Source organism: Pseudomonas sp. Mb7 (assembly GCF_054790525.1).
On sequence record NZ_CP186501.1, the window covers coordinates 5,455,720 to 5,476,869 of the forward strand.

The following is a 21,150-nucleotide window of genomic DNA, read 5'->3' on the forward strand; positions in this document are numbered from 1 at the left end:
ATAGCGATTAATTTTGTTGCATTAATAAAATGCCCTGACAGGTCAGGGCATTTGTTTTAAAACTTTTCGAGCGCCTTATTTGATCAGTCGCCAGGTAAACGGATATCGGTAAGGAAAACCTTCATTGGCCTTCACACCGGCGATGATGGTCAAAACGAGCGCACCGATAGCCAGTATCCCCAACAGGAAGAACCCGATGATCAGCACCATCAGCAGGAAACAGATCAACGAGGCGATGGCGACGGTGATCTGAAAATTCAGCGCCTCCTTGCCTTGAGCGTCGATGAACGGGTCCGTTTCGCGCTTCATCTGCCAGAGGATCAACGGCCCGATCAGATTGCCGAACGGAATCCAGATCCCCAGCAAGGCCGACAAATGACAAAACATCGCCCACTGGCGAACCTCCTGGCTCGGTTTGGGCAGCAACTCTTGTTCGTCACTCATCGCGTCCTCCTTGCGGTTATGAACCTGCTCAGTCGGCCAGTGCTGCCTTTTGCAGTTCGAAGATTTCGTTCATGCCTTGCTTGGCCAGTTCCAGCATGGCGTTCAAGTCTTCAGGCTGGAACGGCGCGCCTTCAGCCGTACCCTGCACCTCGATGAAACCACCGGTGCTGGTCATCACCACGTTGAGGTCAGTCTCGGCGGCGGAATCTTCAAGATAGTCCAGATCCAGCACAGCCTCACCCTGATACATGCCGACCGACACGGCACCGATCATCTGCTTGAGCGGATCGCCACCCTTCAGGCCGCCACGCTTCTTGATTACTTTCAGCGCATCAACCAGTGCAACCATGGCGCCGGTGATCGAAGCCGTGCGAGTACCACCGTCGGCCTGGATCACGTCGCAGTCGACGTACAGGGTCACATCGCCCAGCTTGGACATGTCCAGCGCAGCGCGCAGGGAACGGCCGATCAGGCGCTGGATTTCCAGGGTGCGGCCGCCCTGCTTGCCACGGCTCGCTTCACGCTGGTTACGCTCGCCAGTGGCGCGCGGCAGCATGCCGTATTCGGCGGTCAACCAACCCTGGCCCTGGCCTTTGAGGAAGCGCGGCACACCGTTTTCGACGCTGACGGTGCAGATGACTTTGGTATCACCGAATTCGACCAGTACGGATCCCTCGGCGTGTTTGGTGTAGTTGCGGGTAATGCGGATCGAGCGGAGCTGATCGGCAGCGCGACCACTTGGACGTTTCATAGGGAATACCTGTACTGGGGACGGAAAACTGCCGAGCATTATAGAGCGCTGCACCGCGCGTGGGCACTCGTTAAAAATCCAGCCCGACGATCGAAGGCCCTGAAACACCCGTTACCGACGGGATGCAGCCCTTTGTCACACCGTGTGTTTGGGCGCATTCGCCGCACTGCGCTACAATCCTGCGCCTTTGCTGCCAGTCGGCTTAAATTCATACATATCGCGCCTGCGGAACACAGGTTTCGCGCCGATCTGCATTTGCGAGGTCACCGCCATGGTGCACAGCATGACCGCCTTCGCCCGCGTCGAAAAAGCCGGCGCACAGGGCACCCTGAGCTGGGAACTGCGCTCGGTGAACAGCCGCTATCTGGAACCCCACCTGCGCCTGCCGGAGTCGTTTCGCGACCTCGAAGGCGCGGTGCGTGAAGCGCTGCGTCAGGGCCTGTCGCGGGGCAAACTCGAATGCACCCTGCGTTTCACCGAAGAAAGCACCGGCAAAACCCTGCAAGTCGATCGCGAGCGCGCCGCGCAGCTGGTTGCTGCAGCCGAGACCGTTGCCGGGCTGATCAAAAACCCTGCCGCACTCAACCCGCTGGAAGTGCTGGCTTGGCCCGGCGTACTGGTGGGCGATGCGAGCGACCCGCAGGCGCTGAATGCCGACGCACTGGCGCTTTTTAATCAAGGCCTGAAAGAGCTGAAGGCCGGCCGCGAGCGCGAAGGCGCGGAGCTGGCACGCCTGATCAACGAGCGTCTGACCTCCATCGAAGAAGACGTCGTGACCCTGCGCGAACTGGTGCCGCAGATGCTCGCGACCCAGCGTCAGAAAGTCCTCGATCGCTTCGCTGACATGAAGGCCGAGCTGGATCCGCAGCGCCTGGAACAGGAAATGGTCATCCTCGCGCAAAAGAGCGACGTGGCCGAAGAACTGGATCGCCTGAGCACCCACATCATCGAAGTTCGCCGGGTGCTCAAGTCCGGCGGTGCCGCTGGTCGGCGCCTGGACTTCCTGATGCAGGAACTCAACCGCGAAGCCAACACACTGGGCTCCAAGGCCTTCGACCCGCGCAGCACCCAAGCCGCCGTCAACCTCAAGGTGTTGATCGAGCAGATGCGCGAACAAGTGCAGAATATTGAGTAAGGCTACCCCGACATGACCCACAGCACCGGCACCCTGTACATCATTTCCGCGCCATCGGGCGCGGGCAAGAGCAGTCTGGTCAAGGCGTTGACCGATGCCATACCGGAAATTCGCGTTTCGGTTTCCCACACCACCCGCGCCATGCGTCCGGGTGAAGTGGACGGCGTGAACTATCACTTCGTGACCCGCGAAGAGTTCGTGAAGATGGGCGAGCATGGCGACTTCCTCGAACGCGCCGAAGTCTTCGGCAACTTCTACGGCACCTCGCAAAGCCGCCTGCAGCAGACGCTGGACGAAGGTCACGACCTGATTCTGGAAATCGACTGGCAAGGCGCCGAGCAAGTGCGCAAGCTGATGCCGCAAGCACGCTCGATCTTTATCCTGCCGCCGTCGCTTCAGGCCCTGCACCAACGCCTGACCAATCGCGGCCAGGACAGCGACGAGATCATTGACGGGCGGATGCGCGAAGCGGTCAGCGAGATGAGTCACTATGTCGAATACGACTACCTGATCATCAACGACGATTTTGCTCACGCACTGGACGATCTGAAGGCGATTTTCCGCGCCAATCAACTCCAGCAGAAACGCCAGCAAGTACGTTTCGGCAAATTGCTGGCCGAATTGCTCGGATAATCAGCACTTCCCAAAACAGCTGCAAGCGCTTTACATTGGTGCTTGCAGCGCGTTGAAGGGCTTGGTCAAAAAATCAGCGCTTCCCTAATCGCTGGTGATTTTTTAAACTGTTGAGTCCGCTCGCCCAACCGGGCAGCGCGCATATTGCATTCGCTCCGAGGAATACCATGGCCCGCGTAACCGTTGAAGACTGCCTAGAACACGTGGAAAACCGCTTTGAGCTGGTCATGCTCTCTACCAAGCGTGCCCGTCAACTGGCCACCGGCGGCAAAGAGCCATTGGTCCAGTGGGAAAACGACAAGCCGACTGTTGTCGCACTGCGTGAAATCGCTGAAGGCCTGATGAGCTACGAGTTCATCGCCGAGCAGGAAATCGTCCAGGATGAGCCGCTGTTTGCAGCGTTCGAGGACGAGTCCAACGAGGCCGTCTAAGCCTATGCCTGGTCGACGTAGCACGGCGCGGGATCACAGCTTACGGCAGGAATTATCATGCCGAGCATAGACGCCCTCGCCGATCGCTTATCGACCTACCTCGGCAACGACCAGGTCAACCTGGTCCGCCGAGCGTATTTCTACGCCGAACAAGCCCATGACGGTCAACGCCGTCGCAGCGGCGAGGCGTACGTCACGCATCCCCTTGCCGTGGCCAATATTCTTGCCGACATGCACATGGACCATCAGAGCCTGATGGCGGCGATGCTGCATGACGTGATCGAAGACACCGGTATCGCCAAAGAAGCGCTGCAAGCGCAGTTCGGTGAAACCGTGGCCGAACTGGTCGACGGGGTCAGCAAACTGACCCAGATGAATTTCGAGACCAAGGCCGAAGCCCAAGCCGAAAACTTCCAGAAAATGGCCATGGCCATGGCACGCGACATTCGCGTGATCCTGGTCAAACTCGCCGACCGCCTGCACAACATGCGCACGCTGGAAGTGCTGTCCGGCGAAAAGCGCCGACGCATCGCCAAGGAAACCCTGGAAATCTACGCGCCCATCGCCAACCGGCTGGGCATGCATGCCATTCGTATCGAATTTGAAGACCTTGGCTTCAAGGCCATGCACCCGATGCGTTCCGCGCGGATCTACCAAGCGGTCAAACGCGCCCGGGGCAACCGCAAGGAAATCGTCAACAAGATCGAAGAATCCCTCGGTCACTGCCTTGCCATCGACGGCATCCAGGGCGAAGTCAGCGGTCGTCAGAAACACCTCTACGGCATCTACAAGAAAATGCGCGGCAAGCGTCGGGCCTTCAACGAGATCATGGACGTCTATGCGTTCCGGATCATCGTCGACAAGGTCGATACTTGTTACCGCGTGCTGGGTGCTGTGCATAATTTGTACAAACCGTTGCCAGGGCGCTTCAAGGATTACATCGCGATTCCCAAGGCCAACGGCTATCAGTCGCTGCACACCACGCTGTTTGGCATGCACGGCGTGCCGATCGAAATCCAGATCCGCACCCGCGAAATGGAAGAGATGGCCAACAACGGCATCGCCGCCCATTGGCTGTACAAATCCAGCGGTGACGAGCAGCCAAAAGGCACTCACGCCCGCGCCCGTCAGTGGGTCAAAGGCGTGCTGGAGATGCAGCAACGTGCCGGCAACTCGCTGGAATTCATCGAGAGCGTGAAGATCGACCTGTTCCCGGACGAGGTCTACGTGTTCACGCCAAAAGGCCGGATCATGGAGCTGCCGAAAGGCTCCACGGCGGTCGACTTTGCCTACGCGGTGCACACCGATGTCGGCAACAGCTGCATAGCCTGCCGGATCAACCGCCGTCTCGCACCGCTGTCCGAACCACTGCAAAGCGGCTCCACAGTCGAGATCGTCAGCGCCCCGGGCGCACGGCCAAACCCGGCGTGGCTCAATTTCGTCGTCACCGGCAAGGCACGCACGCACATCCGCCATGCGCTGAAACTGCAACGTCGCTCCGAGTCCATCAGCCTCGGCGAACGCCTGCTGAACAAGGTGCTCAACGGTTTCGACAGTTCGCTGGAGAAGATCCCGGCCGAACGCGTCAAGGCGATGCTCACCGAGTACCGCCTCGAACTGATCGAAGACCTGCTCGAAGACATCGGCCTCGGCAACCGCATGGCCTATGTGGTCGCCCGCCGCCTGCTCGGCGAAGGCGAACAGTTGCCAAGCCCGGAAGGCCCGCTGGCGATTCGTGGCACCGAAGGCTTGGTGCTGAGCTACGCCAAGTGCTGCACGCCGATCCCAGGCGACCCGATCGTCGGGCACCTGTCGGCGGGCAAAGGCATGGTCGTGCACCTGGACAACTGCCGCAACATCAGTGAAATCAGGCACAACCCGGAAAAATGCATCCAGCTCTCGTGGGCCAAGGATGTCACCGGCGAATTCAACGTCGAACTGCGCGTCGAGCTGGAACACCAGCGCGGCCTGATTGCCCTGCTGGCCAGCAGCGTCAACGCAGCCGACGGCAATATCGAGAAAATCAGCATGGACGAACGCGATGGTCGCATCAGCGTGGTCCAGTTGGTGGTCAGCGTTCACGACCGTGTGCACCTGGCCCGCGTGATCAAGAAACTGCGCGCCTTGACCGGGGTGATCCGCATCACCCGCATGCGTGCATAACCTGCCTATTACAAGGAGTCATATATGACCAAAACCGTAATCACCAGCGACAAGGCCCCGGCCGCCATCGGTACTTACTCCCAGGCGATCAAGGCAGGCAACACCGTTTACATGTCGGGCCAGATTCCTCTGGACCCAAAAACCATGGAACTGGTTGAAGGCTTCGAAGCCCAGACCGTCCAGGTGTTCGAGAACCTCAAAGCCGTGGCTGAAGCCGCTGGCGGCTCGTTCAAGGACATCGTCAAACTGAATATCTTCCTCACCGACCTGAGCCACTTCGCCAAGGTCAACGAGATCATGGGCAAGTACTTCGACCAGCCATACCCGGCCCGCGCCGCCATCGGCGTGGCTGCCCTGCCAAAGGGTTCGCAGGTTGAAATGGATGCCATTCTGGTCATCGAGTGATGCGCACGGCGCGGCCTCCAAAGCCGCGCCGACTGCTCTGCAAGAAAAGGTTTTGAAAGGATTCCACCATGCGCAAAGCGCTAGCTCTCCCGCTGCTCGCCATTTTCCTCGGCGGCTGCGCCAGCAACCCTGCCGACCGTGACATCAGTGGCACCTGGATCAATCAGGTGGCGATCGATGCCGCAGCCAAGGGCGGCCCCCTGCGCGAAGCGCTTCAGGCTTACGGCCCGAACCTTGAGTGGGACGTCAACACCAAGGCCAGTCAGGCCCGCTACACCAACGGTTTTGAGAACGTCGAAGGACGGCTGCTGGGTGAAAAATCCGGCGCCTGGAAAGTCGACTTCTATGGCAGTTCTGCTAGCGAGCTGAAACGCGACGGCGGACAACTGCAGCAAGCCGCCAGCGAGAACGAACCGGAGCAGGTTTTCGACCGTGCACAGATTCCGGTGCCGGAAGGCGCACCGATCGGTGCCAGTTTCGAACGTGCACTGTATTCCGCCTACATGGGCGGCAACTGGACAATCGCCAGCGGTCAGGGCGAAGGCGGCACCGTGCAGTTTCAGGCTGACGGCCAGGTCTCCGGGCTGCCAGGAGCCGACCGTTATGCCTTGTGCCTGGCAGGTGATTGCGCGTCGATGAGTAGCACCAACGACAACATGTGGTTGCAGCTCAACGGTCAGGGCAATGCCTACATCTTTGCGCGCAAGGGCAAGGAACTGGAGATTTTCCAGGCCGTGAACACGGCGCTGGCAGATGAAATGCCGCAGTACACGCCGGGCGAGCGCAAGTGGTTGCTGGAGAAGCAGTAACCTGCTTCTGAATTCGCAGATATCCCCTGTAGGAGTGAGCCTGCTCGCGATAGCGGTGTAACAGTCAGCACAAGTGTTGAATGTTATGACCTCATCGCGAGCAGGCTCACTCCTACAGTTGTTTTGGGGTGTCAGGAAGTCAGCATTTACCTTCTAGGATCGCGGCATAGCCTTCGCGGTAGCTCGGGTAAATTGGCGTCCAGCCCAACGCTTTAGCCCGGGCATTGCTGCAACGCTTGCTGCCCGTGCGCCGAACGCTCGCGTCTTCCGACCATTCGGTAACGCCCAGATACTCACGCAACCAGCCCACTACCTCGGCCAAGGGTGCCGGCGCGTCGTCGACGCCGATGTAGAAATCCTCCAGCTTCACGCCCTGCCGATCTCTCTCCAACAGGAACGCCAGCAACCCTGCCGCGTCGTCAGCATGAATCCGGTTGCCATACAGCGGCGGCTCGACCGCCACGCGATAGCCGCGACGCACTTGAGTCAGCAGCCACTCGCGGCCCGGTCCATAGATCCCGGTCAAACGCAGAATGCTTGCCGGAATACCGCTGTTGAGCGCGACCTGCTCAGCCTCCAGCATCAATCGCCCGGAATAACCGGCAGCGATGGTCTCTGAGTTCTCATCGACCCACTCACCCTCCTGCTGCCCATACACACTGCTGCTGGAGACGAAGATCAGCCGCTCAGGCACCTGCCCATAGTCGTCGAGCCAGCTCAGGACATTCTGCAAACCCTGCACATAAGCCGCGCGATAACCGGCCTCATCGTGATCAGTCGCTGCAGCGCAATACACCAGATAGTCCACGGCCCCCACCGGCCAGGTCGCCGGGCAGTCCTCATTGAACAAGTCGCCGGCAACGCCAATCACCCCGTCGGGCAGCTTCGAAACATCCCGGCGCAAGCCATGAACTTCCCAACCAGCCGCCAGCAATTGCCTGGCCAGACGACTGCCGACATCACCACAACCGGCAATCAAAACAGAAGGCGCGGACATCAAAAAACTCCTATCGGAAAGACACAGACTAGCGCTGGCAAAGGACGGGCGGCTAGCAATGAAGGAAAAAAAGATACTCTATTACTTTTGTTAACAAGAATTACTTGCAATAATGCACCTCACTTTTGTTCTCGGCCTCACGAGGCCTGGAAGAGCATCAACGTTTTTCTATCTCAGGTCCGGCCAGCATGACACGCAATCAAATCCCCGCTTCGCCAACCAATCGACCTCGCGCCTGGAGCGCGCTGGCGGCTCTGCTGCTCAGCCTGATGCTGGCGCCGACCGCTGCATTCGCCGACGCCCAGGCGCCTGCAACGCCAGCCGCCACCGAGCAAAGCGCACCAGCCGCTGCTCCGGCTGCCCCGGCCGCTACCGATCCGGTGCAAGCGGTTGACGCTGCCGACGTCCCTGAAGTTCTTGAAGCCGACAACAGCCTGGGCATGGCTCACGACCTGTCGCCGTGGGGCATGTACCAGAACGCCGACATCATCGTGAAAATCGTGATGATCGGTCTGGCCATCGCTTCCATCATCACCTGGACCATCTGGATCGCCAAAGGCTTCGAGCTGATGGGCGCCAAGCGTCGCCTGCGTGGCGAGATCGCCGCCCTGAAGAAAGCCACCACCCTTAAAGAAGCCAGCACCACTGCCGGCAAGGAAGGCACCCTCGCCAACCTGCTGGTGCACGACGCCCTCGAAGAGATGCGCCTGTCGGTCAACAGCCGCGAGAAGGAAGGCATCAAGGAACGCGTCAGCTTCCGCCTCGAGCGTCTGGTAGCTGCCTGCGGTCGCAACATGAGCAGCGGCACTGGCGTCCTCGCCACCATCGGTTCCACCGCGCCGTTCGTCGGCCTGTTCGGTACCGTGTGGGGCATCATGAACTCCTTTATCGGCATCGCCAAAACCCAGACCACCAACCTTGCTGTCGTAGCGCCCGGTATTGCTGAAGCACTGCTGGCCACTGCATTGGGCCTGGTTGCGGCGATTCCTGCGGTAGTGATCTACAACGTCTTCGCCCGTTCCATCGCCGGTTACAAGGCGCAGGTTTCCGACGCGTCGGCAGAAGTTCTGCTGCTGGTCAGCCGCGACCTCGATCACCAGCCTGAGCGCAGCTCGCAACCGCACATGGTGAAAGTGGGGTAATCGGCCATGGGCCTGCATTTGAAAGAAGGCGCAGACGACGATCTGGCCGAGAACCACGAAATCAACGTCACGCCGTTCATCGACGTGATGCTGGTGCTGTTGATCATCTTCATGGTGGCCGCTCCATTGGCCACCGTGGACATCAAAGTCGACCTGCCTGCCTCGACCGCCAAACCGGCGCCGCGGCCAGAGAAACCGGTGTTCCTCAGCGTCAAGGCTGACCAGCGCCTGTACATCGGCGACGATGAAGTGAAAGCCGAAACCCTTGGCGCCGTGCTCGACGCCAAGACTCAGGGCAAGAAAGACACCACCATCTTCTTCCAGGCCGACAAAGGCGTGGATTACGGCGACCTCATGAGCGTGATGGACAAGCTGCGCTCCGCCGGTTACCTGAAGGTCGGTCTGGTCGGACTTGAGACGGCAGCCAAGAAATGATCACGACGCGCCATAAGCTGACGCGTTACAGCGGTAGCCTGGCCGTGGTGCTGGGCGTTCACGCGCTGGCCATCGCGCTGGCGCTGAACTGGACCGCCCGCCCGCCCATCGAATTGCCCCCACAGGCAATGATGGTCGAGCTGGCCCCGGTTCCGGCCCCGCCACCGCCTGCTCCGCCGAAAGTCGTCACACCGCCGCAGCCACCGGCTCCGGTTGAAGAGTTGCCGATTCCGAAACTGGCCGAAGCACCGAAAGCTGAAATCGCGGTGCAGAAACCCAAGCCAAAGCCCAAGCCCAAGCCTAAACCGCCGAAGCCGGTCGAGAAGAAGCTGCCAGATCCGCCGAAGGAAAAACCTTCCGAGGAGAAACCGGCTGACACTCAACCGACTCAGGCACCGACGGAGAAATCCGCCCAGCCTGCACCGGGTCCGTCGCCGGCTCAGATGGCTGCCAAGGCCAGTTGGCAAGGCACCCTGCTCGCGCATTTGGCCAAGTACAAAAAGTACCCGGCCAGTGCTCAGGCACGCGGTAAAGAAGGCTTGAACCGTCTGCGCTTCGTGGTGGATGCCGAAGGCAATGTGTTGTCGTTCGAACTGGTGGGCCGCTCCGGCAACGCCGATCTGGACCGGGCTACCCTGGAAATGATCCGCCGCGCGCAACCGCTGCCCAAGCCACCGGCCGACATGCTGAACAATGGCTCGATTGAAATTGTTGCGCCGTTTGTTTACTCCCTCGAACGCCGCCGCTAAGTAGCAAGATCAAAAGATCGCAGCCTCCGGCAGCTCCTACAAAGGATCGCATTCCAATGTAGGAGCTGCCGAAGGCTGCGATCTTTTGCTTTTTGCAGTAGTCGCATTGAGCGCTCAGTCTGATAACGTGCGTCTATCGATTGCAGCCGGTATGCTTGGCCCGCATCTTCATGGACGCTTGCTATGACCCTCACAGAATTACGCTACATCGTCACCCTCGCCCAAGAGCAGCATTTCGGCCACGCCGCCGAACGTTGCCACGTCAGCCAGCCGACCCTGTCGGTGGGCGTGAAAAAGCTTGAAGACGAACTCGGTGTGCTGATTTTCGAGCGCAGCAAAAGCGCCGTGCGCCTGACCCCGGTCGGCGAAGGCATCGTCGCCCAGGCGCAGAAAGTCCTCGAGCAAGCGCAAGGCATCCGCGAACTGGCCCAGGCCGGCAAGAACCAGCTGACCGCGCCGCTGAAAGTCGGCGCGATCTACACCGTCGGCCCGTACCTGTTCCCACACCTGATTCCGCAACTGCACCGGGTCGCCCCGCAGATGCCGTTGTACATCGAAGAAAACTTCACCCACGTGCTGCGCGACAAACTGCGCAACGGCGAGCTCGACGCGATCATCATCGCCCTGCCGTTCAACGAAGCTGACGTGCTGACCCTGCCGCTCTACGACGAGCCGTTCTACGTCTTGATGCCGGCCCAGCACCCGTGGACACAAAAAGAAACCATCGACGCCGGTCTGCTCAACGACAAGAGCCTGCTGCTGCTCGGCGAAGGCCACTGCTTCCGCGACCAAGTGCTGGAAGCCTGCCCGACCCTGACCAAGGGCAACGATGGCGCCAAGCACACCACGGTTGAATCCAGCTCGCTGGAAACCATCCGCCACATGGTCGCGTCCGGTCTGGGCATCTCGATCCTGCCGCTGTCGGCGGTCGACAGCCATCACTACGCCCCCGGCGTGATCGAAGTGCGCCCACTGTCGCCGCCGGTGCCGTTCCGCACCGTGGCCATTGCCTGGCGCGCGAGCTTCCCACGGCCAAAAGCCATCGAGATCCTCGCCGACTCCATTCGCCTGTGTTCGGTGGCCAAGCCAGCGGCACCGGTTACAGCCGGTTAAGCGAGCGTCATGACGGAGCTGTCGCAAGTGTCGGTGACGGCACTCAAGGGTGTCGGCGAAGCCATGGCCGAGAAACTGGCCAAGGTCGGTCTTGAGAACCTTCAGGACGTGCTGTTTCACCTGCCGCTGCGTTATCAGGATCGCACCCGTGTGGTGCCGATCGGCGCGCTGCGACCGGGACAGGACGCCGTGGTCGAAGGCACCGTCAGCGGCGCCGACGTGGTCATGGGCCGCCGGCGCAGCCTCGTCGTGCGTTTGCAGGACGGCACCGGCGGTCTCAGTCTGCGCTTCTACCATTTCAGCAACGCGCAGAAAGAAGGCCTCAAGCGTGGCACGCGGGTTCGCTGCTACGGCGAAGCCCGGCCCGGCGCATCAGGACTGGAAATCTACCACCCGGAATACCGCGCCATCATCGGCGACGAACCGCCGCCCGTGGATGAAACCCTGACCCCGGTCTACCCGCTCACCGAAGGCCTGACCCAAGCGCGTCTGCGCCAGTTGTGCCTGCAGACGCTGACAATGCTTAAGCCAGACACCTTGCCCGACTGGCTGCCAACCGAACTGGCCCGCGACTACCAACTGGCGCCACTGGCCGATGCGATCCGCTACCTGCACAACCCGCCCGCCGATGCCGACGTCGACGAACTCGCCCTCGGCCATCACTGGGCCCAGCATCGTCTGGCCTTCGAAGAACTGCTGACGCACCAACTGTCGCAACAACGCCTGCGCGAAAGCATGCGTTCGCTGCGCGCGCCAGCGATGCCGAAAGCGAAAAAGCTGCCGCCGAAATACCTGGCCAACCTCGGTTTCAACCCGACCGGCGCGCAACAGCGCGTCGGTAACGAAATCGCCTACGACCTCAGCCAGCACGAACCGATGCTGCGGTTGATTCAGGGCGACGTCGGCGCGGGTAAAACTGTGGTCGCCGCCCTCGCTGCATTACAGGCGCTGGAGGCCGGTTATCAAGTCGCGCTGATGGCGCCGACCGAGATCCTCGCCGAACAGCACTTCATCACCTTCAAGCGCTGGCTCGAACCGCTGGGCATTGAAGTCGCGTGGCTGGCCGGCAAGCTCAAGGGCAAGAACCGCGTCGCCGCGCTGGAGCAGATCGCCAGCGGCACGCCGATGGTGGTCGGTACCCACGCGCTGTTCCAGGACGAAGTGCAGTTCAAGAACCTCGCGCTGGTGATCATCGACGAACAACACCGCTTCGGCGTGCAGCAGCGTCTGGCGCTGCGGCAGAAAGGCGTCGGCGGGCGCATGTGTCCGCATCAACTGATCATGACTGCCACGCCGATTCCGCGGACGCTGGCGATGAGCGCCTACGCCGACCTCGACACCTCGATCCTCGACGAACTGCCGCCCGGGCGCACCCCGGTCAACACCGTGCTGGTCACCGACACCCGTCGCGTCGAAGTCATCGAACGCGTGCGCGGTGCCTGCGCCGAGGGCCGTCAGGCCTATTGGGTGTGCACGCTGATTGAAGAATCCGAAGAGCTGACCTGTCAGGCCGCCGAAACCACGTTTGAAGACCTCACACTTGCCCTCGGCGAACTGAAAGTCGGGCTGATTCACGGGCGCATGAAGCCCGTCGAGAAGGCCGCCGTCATGGCCGAGTTCAAGGCCGGCAACCTGCAACTGCTGGTCGCCACCACGGTGATCGAAGTCGGCGTCGACGTGCCCAACGCCAGCCTGATGATCATCGAAAACCCCGAGCGCCTCGGTCTCGCGCAACTGCACCAGTTGCGCGGCCGCGTTGGCCGGGGCAGCGCCGCCAGCCATTGCGTGCTCCTCTACCATCCGCCGCTGTCGCAGATCGGTCGCCAGCGCCTGGGCATCATGCGCGAAACCAACGACGGTTTCGTCATCGCCGAAAAAGACCTCGAACTGCGCGGCCCCGGGGAAATGCTCGGCACCCGCCAGACCGGTCTGCTGCAATTCAAAGTCGCCGACCTGATGCGCGACGCCGACCTGCTGCCCGCCGTCCGCGACGCCGCGCAAGCCTTGCTGGAACGCTGGCCAACCCACGTCAGCCCATTACTCGATCGCTGGTTGCGTCACGGGCAGCAATACGGCCAAGTGTGAGCACCGTCGCAGTTTCTGACAGATCGTTCCGACCAAGCTGGTTATACTCCTGCCATTGTTTCAAAAACGGATACAGACCATGACCGAAGCCGCTCTCGCCCCCGAATCCCCGCACGCGCCGTCTGTTATTCGGCTGCTGCTAGGCAAGCTGGGCATCGCCTACGAAGAAGTGCTCGACCACCACGGCCTCAATGCATCGCGCAAGGTACAAGCCGTGTTGCTGGACGACGCCGTCGGCGCGCTGATGGTGCTGTTTCCGCAGAGCCAATTGCTCGACCTCAACCGCCTCGCCGAACTCACTGGCCGGCGTCTGACTGCCGTGTCCACCGAGCGCCTGGAAAAGATGCTCGGCAAACACAGCCTGAGCCTGCTGCCGGGCCTGCCAGCGCTGACCAGCTCGCCGTGCCTCTACGAAGAAAGCCTGCTGCGCGAACCGAAGTTGCTGATCAACTCCGGCGAGCCGGGCCTGCTGCTGGAAATCGCCAGCGAAGACTTCAAGACCATGCTGACCAAGGCCAGCGCCGCCAACTTCGGCGAAGCCCTGAGCAGCATCCGCCCGAACCTCGACCGCCCGGACGATGACCGCGAGGAAATCACCCAGGCCGTGCAAGCGTTCACCGCGCGGCGCATTCAGCAGCGTCTGGAAGCGACCATCGAGATTCCGCCGCTGGCCGAAACCGCGCAAAAAATCATCAAACTGCGCGTCGACCCCAACGCCACCATCGACGACATCACTGGCGTCGTTGAAACCGACCCGGCGCTGGCCGCGCAAGTGGTGAGCTGGGCGGCATCGCCATACTACGCCTCGCCGGGCAAGATCCGTTCGGTGGAAGACGCGATCGTTCGCGTACTCGGCTTCGATCTGGTGATCAACCTCGCGCTGGGTCTGGCCCTCGGCAAGACCCTGAGCCTGCCCAAAGACCATCCGCAACACACCACGCCGTACTGGCAGCAGTCGATCTACACCGCCGCCGTCATCGAAGGTCTGACCCGTGCCATGCCGCGCGCCCAGCGCCCGGAAGCCGGCCTGACGTATCTGGCCGGTCTGCTGCATAACTTCGGTTACCTGCTGCTGGCCCACGTCTTTCCGCCGCACTTCTCGCTGATCTGCCGCCACCTGGAGGTCAACCCGCACCTGTGCCACAGCTACATCGAGCAACATCTGCTCGGTATCAGCCGTGAACAGATCGGCTCGTGGCTGATGCGCTACTGGGACATGCCGGATGAGCTGGCCACCGCCCTGCGCTTCCAGCACGACCCAAGCTACGACGGCGCCTACGCCGAATACCCGAACCTCGTCTGCCTGGCCGTGCGCTTGCTGCGCAGCCGCGGGATTGGCTCCGGCCCGGATGAAGACATCCCGGACGCCCTGCTCGACCGCGTCGGCCTGACTCGCGACAAGGCCAACGACGTCGTCAGTAAAGTGCTTGAGGCCGAGGTGTTATTGCGCGAACTGGCTTCGCAGTTCAGCCAGGCCTGAATGCAAAGCGGGCAAGCGACCTCCAGTTGGAGCGACGCTTGCCCGCGATGGGCCAACCTGCGGCTTAAGCCGACTTGTCCAGGTAACGGATCACCCAGCCTTTATCGTACCCAGAGTCGGTGAAATACACTCCGCCCACCAAGATGCGCCCATCGTCCATTACCGCCATGCCGTGGGGGTATTCGAAACCCGCGCTTTCATTGAAAACGGTAAATCCCGAACCAAAGAAAGAGGAGTCTGGAGAACCATCCGCCAGAAAGCGTGCGGTGACCGCGCTGAGATTCTCATCAAGCGCGCCAGTGCCACTGTTACCGCAAACGATGACTGAACCGTCCGTACGCGGCACGCAATGCAACCATCTGACGCCTTGGGACACAGGTGACGAAATCAGTGGTTGACCATCATTGAACACCCGATTGTAGGAGCCGCTGAGATTGAGCACCGCAATCAAGCCCTGAGAGACGCCCTCCACCGCCGCACCGCCGGCCACAACAATCTTGTCGTCGACGATTGCCGCAACGTCCAGGCTTATCCATTGATCGTGGGGCACGTCCACCGCGCCTTTGATTCCAAAACCTGTGTCAACCTTACCCGTAGCGTCGAAACGAGTAACGAAGGCGCCATGCGCACTCACCGCAAAGTAATTGCCGCAGATCACCACGGCGCCGTCAGCCTGGGTCGCGGCCGCTTGCGCAACGATGTCAGAAGGCGAAATCTCTGCAAGCTCTAAGAACGCAAAGCCCGTGTCGTTGAAGGTCGTATCGGGTGAGCCATTCGGCTCGAACCTCAGAACGATACCTTTTGTCCGGCCGGAAGCATCCTCAACGTTACTGACCACGACGATTTTTTCGTCCAGTTGTTGAGCGACCATCCCTGCTGCGCCAGCCCCTGCGGCACCGCTGGCAGACGCTTGCACCACCCCGGTATATCCGCCGCCGCCCATCTTCGCGTAGGGAAGATAGAGCACACCTTGTTCCCCGAAAGACGTCTGCAGTTGGCCGTCCTCGCGCTGTCTGACCAGCACCAGACCCGTCGAGTTATTCGCGCCCTCTTCCGTGTACTGAGCACGAACCAGCCAGCCGCCATCGCTCAGCGGTGTAAACCCGAGGATCCGGCTCATGTAAAAATTTTCTTTCAGCCTGATCTCGACGTAGCCGGAGCCTTCTCCACCGAAAGCTGAGTCGAGAACACCGTCTTCAAGCAGACGAACGATCCGCGTAGGCGCACCGGGCGTTGAAAGGCGAACGGCAACCAACAATTTGTTTTGCGGCAGCGCCAGCAGCGCCCTGACGTCATATCCCGAGAATTCCGGGAATGGAAATCTGAGGATGCCACCGTCGCCGAAGGTCGGATCGTTATTCAAGGATGGCGTGCCCGCCAGATAGCGCACGAAACGCCCAGGGACGTTGGGAAGATCAGAATGGACGGAGAGTTCGATGCACACCACGATCCGGCTGTCCCCCATGACGGCCAAACCTCGCGCAAAGGCTTCCCCTGCGCTGTCTTCAAACAGCGCATGCCCCGTACCGTTGAAAGCCGTATCCGGTTTTCCATCAGCAAGGAAGCGCGCCGTCACCATGGCTGATTCACCCTGACCGACAACAACGATCGAACCACCCACCTGTGAGGTGTGCGTCCATGCCAACCCTTTTAGTAACGGCGAAAACAGCGGCTTGCCACCATTGAACACAAGGTTGGCCGCGCCGCTGGTCGTGAATGCAGCGATCAACCCACCGTCGAGACCATTACGCAGAGCTTGGCCCGCGACGATAATCCTGCCATCGCCTTCACGTACCGAAATCGATTGCAGAAAACTCTCGCCTTCATCATCGGGCATCAACACGGCCACACCGTTGTTGAATTGACTGTCCGGCGCGCCACTTGCGTCCAGACGCGCCAGAAAAACTCCACGACCTCCCGATCCGTCCTGGTATGAACCGCAGACCAGCACCTTGCCATCGGCTTGAATGGTGATGCCGTAGACGTTATTCGATGTGGCGACATCCACAACCACATAGCCCGAACCGTTGAATGATTGATCGAGTGACCCATCCGCTAGCAGACGAATCACAACACCCGCCGGCAGTGGTGCATCATCAAAAAACACGAAATGGAGCAGGACGATTTTGCCATCCACCTGCCGGGCCGTTGATCGTGATGGGAGGTGGGCAGTCTGTGAGGATCCGGTGTTCGGGTGACTTGCCTCACGCGGCACGCTAGCGGGATGGGGATTGCCGTAATGGGAGATAAACCGCATGCCGTTGGTGCCGAACGCGTCGTTCAGTTCACCGGTATTTTTCAGGCGGACCAGTGCAAGGCCAACGTCATTGGAGGTAGTCGAGGAATATTGAAGGTGTATCAGCCAACCATCATCCTCAAGCGCATCGAGACCGGATACATAGCTGATCCGAGCCCCTTCCAGCGCTATTTCAACAAAACCTCTGCGCGCCGGACCGAAGGTTTCGTCCAGCGAACCGTCGTCATTCAGCCTCGCAATGGCAACCGGGGCATTCGCTCCCGTTAAAGGTATCGCAACGAGTAATTTTGCATCGGGGAGCGCCAGGACCGCCGCCGCTTCGTCGCCCGCGATACCAGGTATCGGTAAGGTCAGCACGCCATCCTGAGCAAATGTCGGATCGAGAGACCTAGGGATCGAAATACTGTGTGTCTGCGTCATGAGCTTGCTCCATCAAGTCAGTTAAGTCCCTTAATGCCGGAACTGGAACTTGAGTAGAGCATCGCGCCTGTGCACGAAACACCTGATAGAAATGACAGTTCGGCTGTCTTTGCGAGCCTGAGTAATGGCCTTACAAGACAAGCGCACCGTTATTCAGTGCGCGTGCATGGGTTTGTTCAAGTCAACGACTTCTTAAGCTTTAGCCTTCGCCTTTCTTGGTTTCAAATACTTCATCAACCCTTGAAACCACATCACTAGCGCAGGGTTGCCCTTAAGCTGGATCGACTTGTCCTGAATGCCCTGCATAAACGCCAACTGCTTGTTCTTCGCCTGCATCGTCGCAAAGCCATAACCGGCATCTTTAAACGCAATCGCAAACGCCGGCTCCGCCACCACGCCAGACTTGCTGGTGATGCGCTGATCCTTGACCACGAAATGCCGCGCCACTTTCCCATCCAGCGTCTGCAGCTGAAACACCAGATCCTTGTCACCCAACTGCTGCTGGAACGCAGGATTTGTCCGGCTGGCCTTACCCATCAACAAACCCATCATCCACAGAAGAAAACGAAATTTCATGCGCACAGCCTCAAAAGGAAAATGAACGGCCGGGGCAGTGTAAGGGATTCGGACGATAACGCCACTATCTGACTCTGTTGGAGGATGATGCAGACTATTTCCCGCACGATGACCGCCAAGTCACGATTCAGCGCTCGCCGACTGATCGTTCCCACGCTCCGCGTGGGAATGCATCCCGAGACGCTCCGCGTCTCACCACTCACCGTTCCTACACCTGTTGAAACACATCCCTGTAGGAGCCGGCGAAGCCTGCGATCTTTTGATCTTCCGCCCCGCGAATCTATGGGAAATTTCCTGCAAAGTGCGGTGCTGTGCGTGAACTAGGCGAGTTGGCTGGCTATCGATAGGCTCTGTGTGTCGCCGCAGATTGGCGATACGGACGTGCAAGTCCGATTGGAGTACACATTGGTTATGGCAATTCGCCGAGCGTTTTCCTATGCTCGCGGATCGTTATGGCGGCTGTGTATGGGAGGCCTTCGGGTCTGCCGGGTTACTCCACCGGTCTTGCACACCTATGCACAGCTGCCACCACTTTCGAAGTGCGAGCGAAACGGTGTCGGCTCCTTAAACTGGAGTAAGACCGAATGATCAAACCAACACCCAATCCCCCCGAAAACCCAGACGTTTCGCCCTACGAAACCCTGGAATCAAAGAAATTCCACGAAGCCGCCGAACGCGCCCTCGACCACCATTTCAAACCAGCCGTCGAACCACATCCCAAACGTGAAAACGGCCTCTTCAAACTCTCCCCCGGCACCGACGCCGAAGCCCTCATGGCCAACGCCTCCGAAGATCTCCTGTCCATCAGCGTCATCGCCTGCGACCTCGCCGACGATCTCCACGGCTCCCGCCGCTCGGTGGCGCTGGCCCTGAGCAGAATGGCGGACGGGGTGAGATTGATGGTGGAAGGGACACTCGACCAGATTGAAGTGCGAAGCGTGGCGGCCAAGCCGTAGCGAAGTTTGTGGATGAAAAAAGGGGACGTTAAGTCCCCTTTTCTAAATCTCGATAACAAAAACTAGCGAAAGTCCTCTGCGCTTTTTGGGCGCGCTTCCAAGCCCTGGAGCGCCGCCCGGTTTATGTAGGCATTCCCTCCCTCACCGCAATACTGCCGGAACACTGCCTTGTCGTCCCTGAGCACCGTCAGATAACTCAGAAAGGCTTGATTAACGAGGTAGGTATAAGCACCGTTTTTGAACTTGATGATGTTCAAGTTCACGCTGCCTTCCGAAGCGTTCACGACAAAGAATTTGCCCTTGGGCGGCAAAGCCGTCTTCGGATAGACCATCTCTATTTTGCTCGGCACGCCGTAACGGTACTGAACAAAACCGGCCGTGGGCTTGTTGTTTCCCCGTGCACAAACGGAAACCGTCTTACCACCCTCCAACGGGCAACTGAAGTAAATGTCTTCGTCATCTGAACACAACGTTCCATCCTGCCCGCCCTTCAAAGGCGCTGTTTCTTGCGAGACGCGTTCTGGTATTTGAGTGACATCGGCGCAATTGGACAAACACACCAGCTTCGAAAGCTCCGGAACATCACTTTCAGTAAACAGGTACGTCGCTGAACCGTCACGGTTGCGGGCGTGGTACACGGGAACACTGACGGCCAGCCCCTTGGCAGACACCGGCACCTCGGTATTCCGACCCGAGACGACCCAGCCTTCGGCCTCCCCGCACAACTCCTCCAAAGCGACATCATTGAACGGATCTTTCGTGGGCACGGCGAACGGCTTGGCATCACCTCGGCAGTCGTAGCCATGCCAATAGGGCCCGGTGTTCATATCAATGTCGATCGAGAAAACATAAGCGCCGTCGAGCACCACTTTTCCGCTGTCGTAGGTGAATACCAGCCAGCGACGCGACTTCGCCTGTGATGAGTTTTCCTCCTCCAGGATGTAGCGCTCACCATCTCGATACAGCCAGAAAACACTCATCGCTCCGGCCGATACCGGCCTTTCGGAGAGACTTTGCCCGGACTTAGCGTCTACAAGGAAATCGTCTTTCAGCGCCAGCGCACAGTCGCTGTCGGCGGCCATGCAAGACTCGAGTGACGGGAACATCGGCCCTGCCCCCACAGAGAAAGAACACAGCAATAACGCGATCAAGCCTAATCTTTTCAACTTGCCACCTGTTTCAAAGCGAGTAATCCATCACTTCTTCAAGCCACCAGCATTGCCCACGAACAAACCGATACTCGAATACATAATCGGTATCCGGTTTCTGCAGGATGGCGACGGCGTGATCACCCTGCTCTTCCTTGACGGTCAACGTCAGGCCCTGGGCCTCTCGCTTCGCCGGATCCGGGATTATTGGGAACTTGAGCTGATCACCGCTGAGACTGTTTTTTTGCATCTCGGGCTCGGGGTCGCCGGCCACGGTTGTGACCATTTTCAGCGGCTGTAGGACGAAGGCTTTCTGCAACTCCGCGCGTTCAGAGAAGGCTGAGAGGAATGTTGAAAAGTCGGGCGAGGGACACACTTCACCGTCGATCTTTAACGCTTTCTGGCGGATCTCCTGTTGCAGTTTCGAATCGGCAATGATTTTTGCATCAAGGTCTGCCAGACGCTTTTTGATACTAGTTGCATCCTTGTAGGCACACACAACATCGACGCCGTTTTCAAGGTCTCGGCCGTCTCGGCAATCCTGCAATTCGGGGTCTGGTGGATCACCGCGAAAAAACCGCAACGACAACTGTTCGCCCTGCTTGATGAGTGGCAATTCCAGCGTCCAATAGGTGTAGCCTTCGAAACCACCGTTTGCCTCTTTTTGCCTCATGAGCACGTAAAGGGACTTCCCCGCTCGCTCAGGGAATTTGCGTTCGAAAAAAAACACCGATGCGACTTCATCACCCACGAGCGGCGCCACAAACGAGAGTTCTGGCCTCGTGGCACTCATTGTCGTGTAGAAAACCTCCCCACCGGGAACGTAGGCACCTGTCGTCTGACCTTTGAGTGTGTTCTTCAAGAACAACACGGTGATCTTCTGCCCGCCCACCGTTGCCACCACCGGCGGATGCATTTGCTTGATGGTTTGCAGGTCATCCGCCGTTGCCGTTTGCGCGGTAAAACCGATGATCGATGCGAGCAAGCACACACAACTTGAAAACCTGTTCACTTCCATTAC

The 21,150-nt window shown here is 59.5% G+C and carries 20 protein-coding genes; 13 read left to right on the top strand and 7 right to left on the bottom strand.

Translation table 11 applies throughout. The features are described from left to right. Positions 1-75 precede the first annotated feature (75 nt). Complete coding sequence (locus ACOYXH_RS24710) at positions 76-444, bottom strand: DUF4870 domain-containing protein (protein ID WP_007920344.1); 369 nt, start codon at positions 442-444, stop codon at positions 76-78. Between the two features lie 28 nt (positions 445-472). Further along, the gene (rph, locus tag ACOYXH_RS24715; protein WP_016985814.1) at positions 473-1,195 is read right to left on the bottom strand and encodes a ribonuclease PH; all 723 of its coding nucleotides are present in this window, start codon (positions 1,193-1,195) and stop codon (positions 473-475) included. 271 nt (positions 1,196-1,466) lie between these two features. On the opposite strand from rph, the gene ACOYXH_RS24720 reads away from it, so the two are divergent. The 6 genes from ACOYXH_RS24720 to ACOYXH_RS24745 all read left to right on the top strand — a co-directional run bounded on the left by ACOYXH_RS24720 (position 1,467) and on the right by ACOYXH_RS24745 (position 6,771). Beyond that, entirely contained in the window at positions 1,467-2,330 is an 864-nt protein-coding gene (locus tag ACOYXH_RS24720) for a YicC/YloC family endoribonuclease (protein ID WP_093429970.1), read from the top strand. A gap of 12 nt (positions 2,331-2,342) precedes the next feature. After that, positions 2,343-2,963, top strand: a complete 621-nt coding sequence (gene gmk / locus ACOYXH_RS24725; RefSeq protein ID WP_008078609.1) for a guanylate kinase — start codon at positions 2,343-2,345, stop codon at positions 2,961-2,963. A gap of 167 nt (positions 2,964-3,130) precedes the next feature. Beyond that, positions 3,131-3,394, top strand: coding sequence for a DNA-directed RNA polymerase subunit omega (rpoZ, locus tag ACOYXH_RS24730; protein WP_008030604.1), 264 nt, complete (start codon positions 3,131-3,133; stop codon positions 3,392-3,394). Between the two features lie 57 nt (positions 3,395-3,451). Continuing rightward, on the top strand, positions 3,452-5,557 hold the full coding sequence (gene spoT / locus ACOYXH_RS24735; protein ID WP_007920338.1) for a bifunctional GTP diphosphokinase/guanosine-3',5'-bis pyrophosphate 3'-pyrophosphohydrolase: 2,106 nt from the start codon (positions 3,452-3,454) through the stop codon (positions 5,555-5,557). A 24-nt stretch (positions 5,558-5,581) separates the two neighbouring features. After that, complete coding sequence (locus tag ACOYXH_RS24740) at positions 5,582-5,962, top strand: RidA family protein (protein WP_003229509.1); 381 nt, start codon at positions 5,582-5,584, stop codon at positions 5,960-5,962. 68 nt (positions 5,963-6,030) lie between these two features. Beyond that, entirely contained in the window at positions 6,031-6,771 is a 741-nt protein-coding gene (locus tag ACOYXH_RS24745; RefSeq protein ID WP_460410000.1) for a hypothetical protein, read from the top strand. Positions 6,772-6,910: 139 nt separating this feature from the next. Here the strand turns inward: ACOYXH_RS24745 and ACOYXH_RS24750 are convergent, their stop codons facing one another. Continuing rightward, positions 6,911-7,768: an SDR family oxidoreductase gene (locus ACOYXH_RS24750; protein WP_460410001.1), complete on the bottom strand. Its 858-nt coding sequence runs from the start codon at positions 7,766-7,768 to the stop codon at positions 6,911-6,913. Between the two features lie 188 nt (positions 7,769-7,956). Between ACOYXH_RS24750 and exbB the strand changes: the two genes are divergently transcribed. From exbB to ACOYXH_RS24780, 6 genes are all read left to right on the top strand, one after another. Then, positions 7,957-8,910 carry a tonB-system energizer ExbB gene (gene exbB / locus ACOYXH_RS24755; RefSeq protein WP_150729004.1) on the top strand — a complete coding sequence of 318 codons (954 nt, stop codon included), beginning with the start codon at positions 7,957-7,959 and terminating at the stop codon, positions 8,908-8,910. A 6-nt stretch (positions 8,911-8,916) separates the two neighbouring features. Then, a complete protein-coding gene (gene exbD / locus ACOYXH_RS24760) occupies positions 8,917-9,345 on the top strand; it encodes a TonB system transport protein ExbD (protein ID WP_007920333.1) in 429 nt (142 codons plus the stop codon). Further along, positions 9,342-10,094, top strand: a complete 753-nt coding sequence (locus ACOYXH_RS24765) for a TonB family protein (protein ID WP_460410002.1) — start codon at positions 9,342-9,344, stop codon at positions 10,092-10,094. The genes exbD and ACOYXH_RS24765 overlap by 4 nt, the downstream gene beginning before the upstream one ends. 183 nt (positions 10,095-10,277) lie before the next feature. Then, positions 10,278-11,207 carry a hydrogen peroxide-inducible genes activator gene (locus tag ACOYXH_RS24770; protein WP_007920331.1) on the top strand — a complete coding sequence of 310 codons (930 nt, stop codon included), beginning with the start codon at positions 10,278-10,280 and terminating at the stop codon, positions 11,205-11,207. A 9-nt stretch (positions 11,208-11,216) separates the two neighbouring features. After that, a complete protein-coding gene (gene recG / locus ACOYXH_RS24775) occupies positions 11,217-13,292 on the top strand; it encodes an ATP-dependent DNA helicase RecG (RefSeq protein ID WP_460410003.1) in 2,076 nt (691 codons plus the stop codon). 79 nt (positions 13,293-13,371) lie between these two features. Then, on the top strand, positions 13,372-14,772 hold the full coding sequence (locus ACOYXH_RS24780) for an aminoacyl-tRNA deacylase and HDOD domain-containing protein (RefSeq protein ID WP_460410004.1): 1,401 nt from the start codon (positions 13,372-13,374) through the stop codon (positions 14,770-14,772). Positions 14,773-14,836: 64 nt separating this feature from the next. Here ACOYXH_RS24780 and ACOYXH_RS24785 read toward each other — a convergent pair whose 3' ends face one another. Together ACOYXH_RS24785 and ACOYXH_RS24790 are read right to left on the bottom strand one after the other, a co-directional pair. Next, entirely contained in the window at positions 14,837-17,449 is a 2,613-nt protein-coding gene (locus tag ACOYXH_RS24785; protein ID WP_460410005.1) for a hypothetical protein, read from the bottom strand. 192 nt (positions 17,450-17,641) lie between these two features. After that, the gene (locus tag ACOYXH_RS24790; protein WP_007920327.1) at positions 17,642-18,025 is read right to left on the bottom strand and encodes a hypothetical protein; all 384 of its coding nucleotides are present in this window, start codon (positions 18,023-18,025) and stop codon (positions 17,642-17,644) included. 584 nt (positions 18,026-18,609) lie between these two features. On the opposite strand from ACOYXH_RS24790, the gene ACOYXH_RS24795 reads away from it, so the two are divergent. Next, positions 18,610-18,981, top strand: coding sequence for a DUF6124 family protein (locus tag ACOYXH_RS24795; protein ID WP_034152070.1), 372 nt, complete (start codon positions 18,610-18,612; stop codon positions 18,979-18,981). Positions 18,982-19,043: 62 nt separating this feature from the next. Here ACOYXH_RS24795 and ACOYXH_RS24800 read toward each other — a convergent pair whose 3' ends face one another. Both ACOYXH_RS24800 and ACOYXH_RS24805 read right to left on the bottom strand, forming a co-directional pair. Continuing rightward, positions 19,044-20,063, bottom strand: coding sequence for a hypothetical protein (locus tag ACOYXH_RS24800; RefSeq protein WP_320413653.1), 1,020 nt, complete (start codon positions 20,061-20,063; stop codon positions 19,044-19,046). Positions 20,064-20,160: 97 nt separating this feature from the next. After that, the gene (locus tag ACOYXH_RS24805) at positions 20,161-21,147 is read right to left on the bottom strand and encodes a hypothetical protein (protein ID WP_320414548.1); all 987 of its coding nucleotides are present in this window, start codon (positions 21,145-21,147) and stop codon (positions 20,161-20,163) included. Positions 21,148-21,150 lie beyond the last annotated feature (3 nt).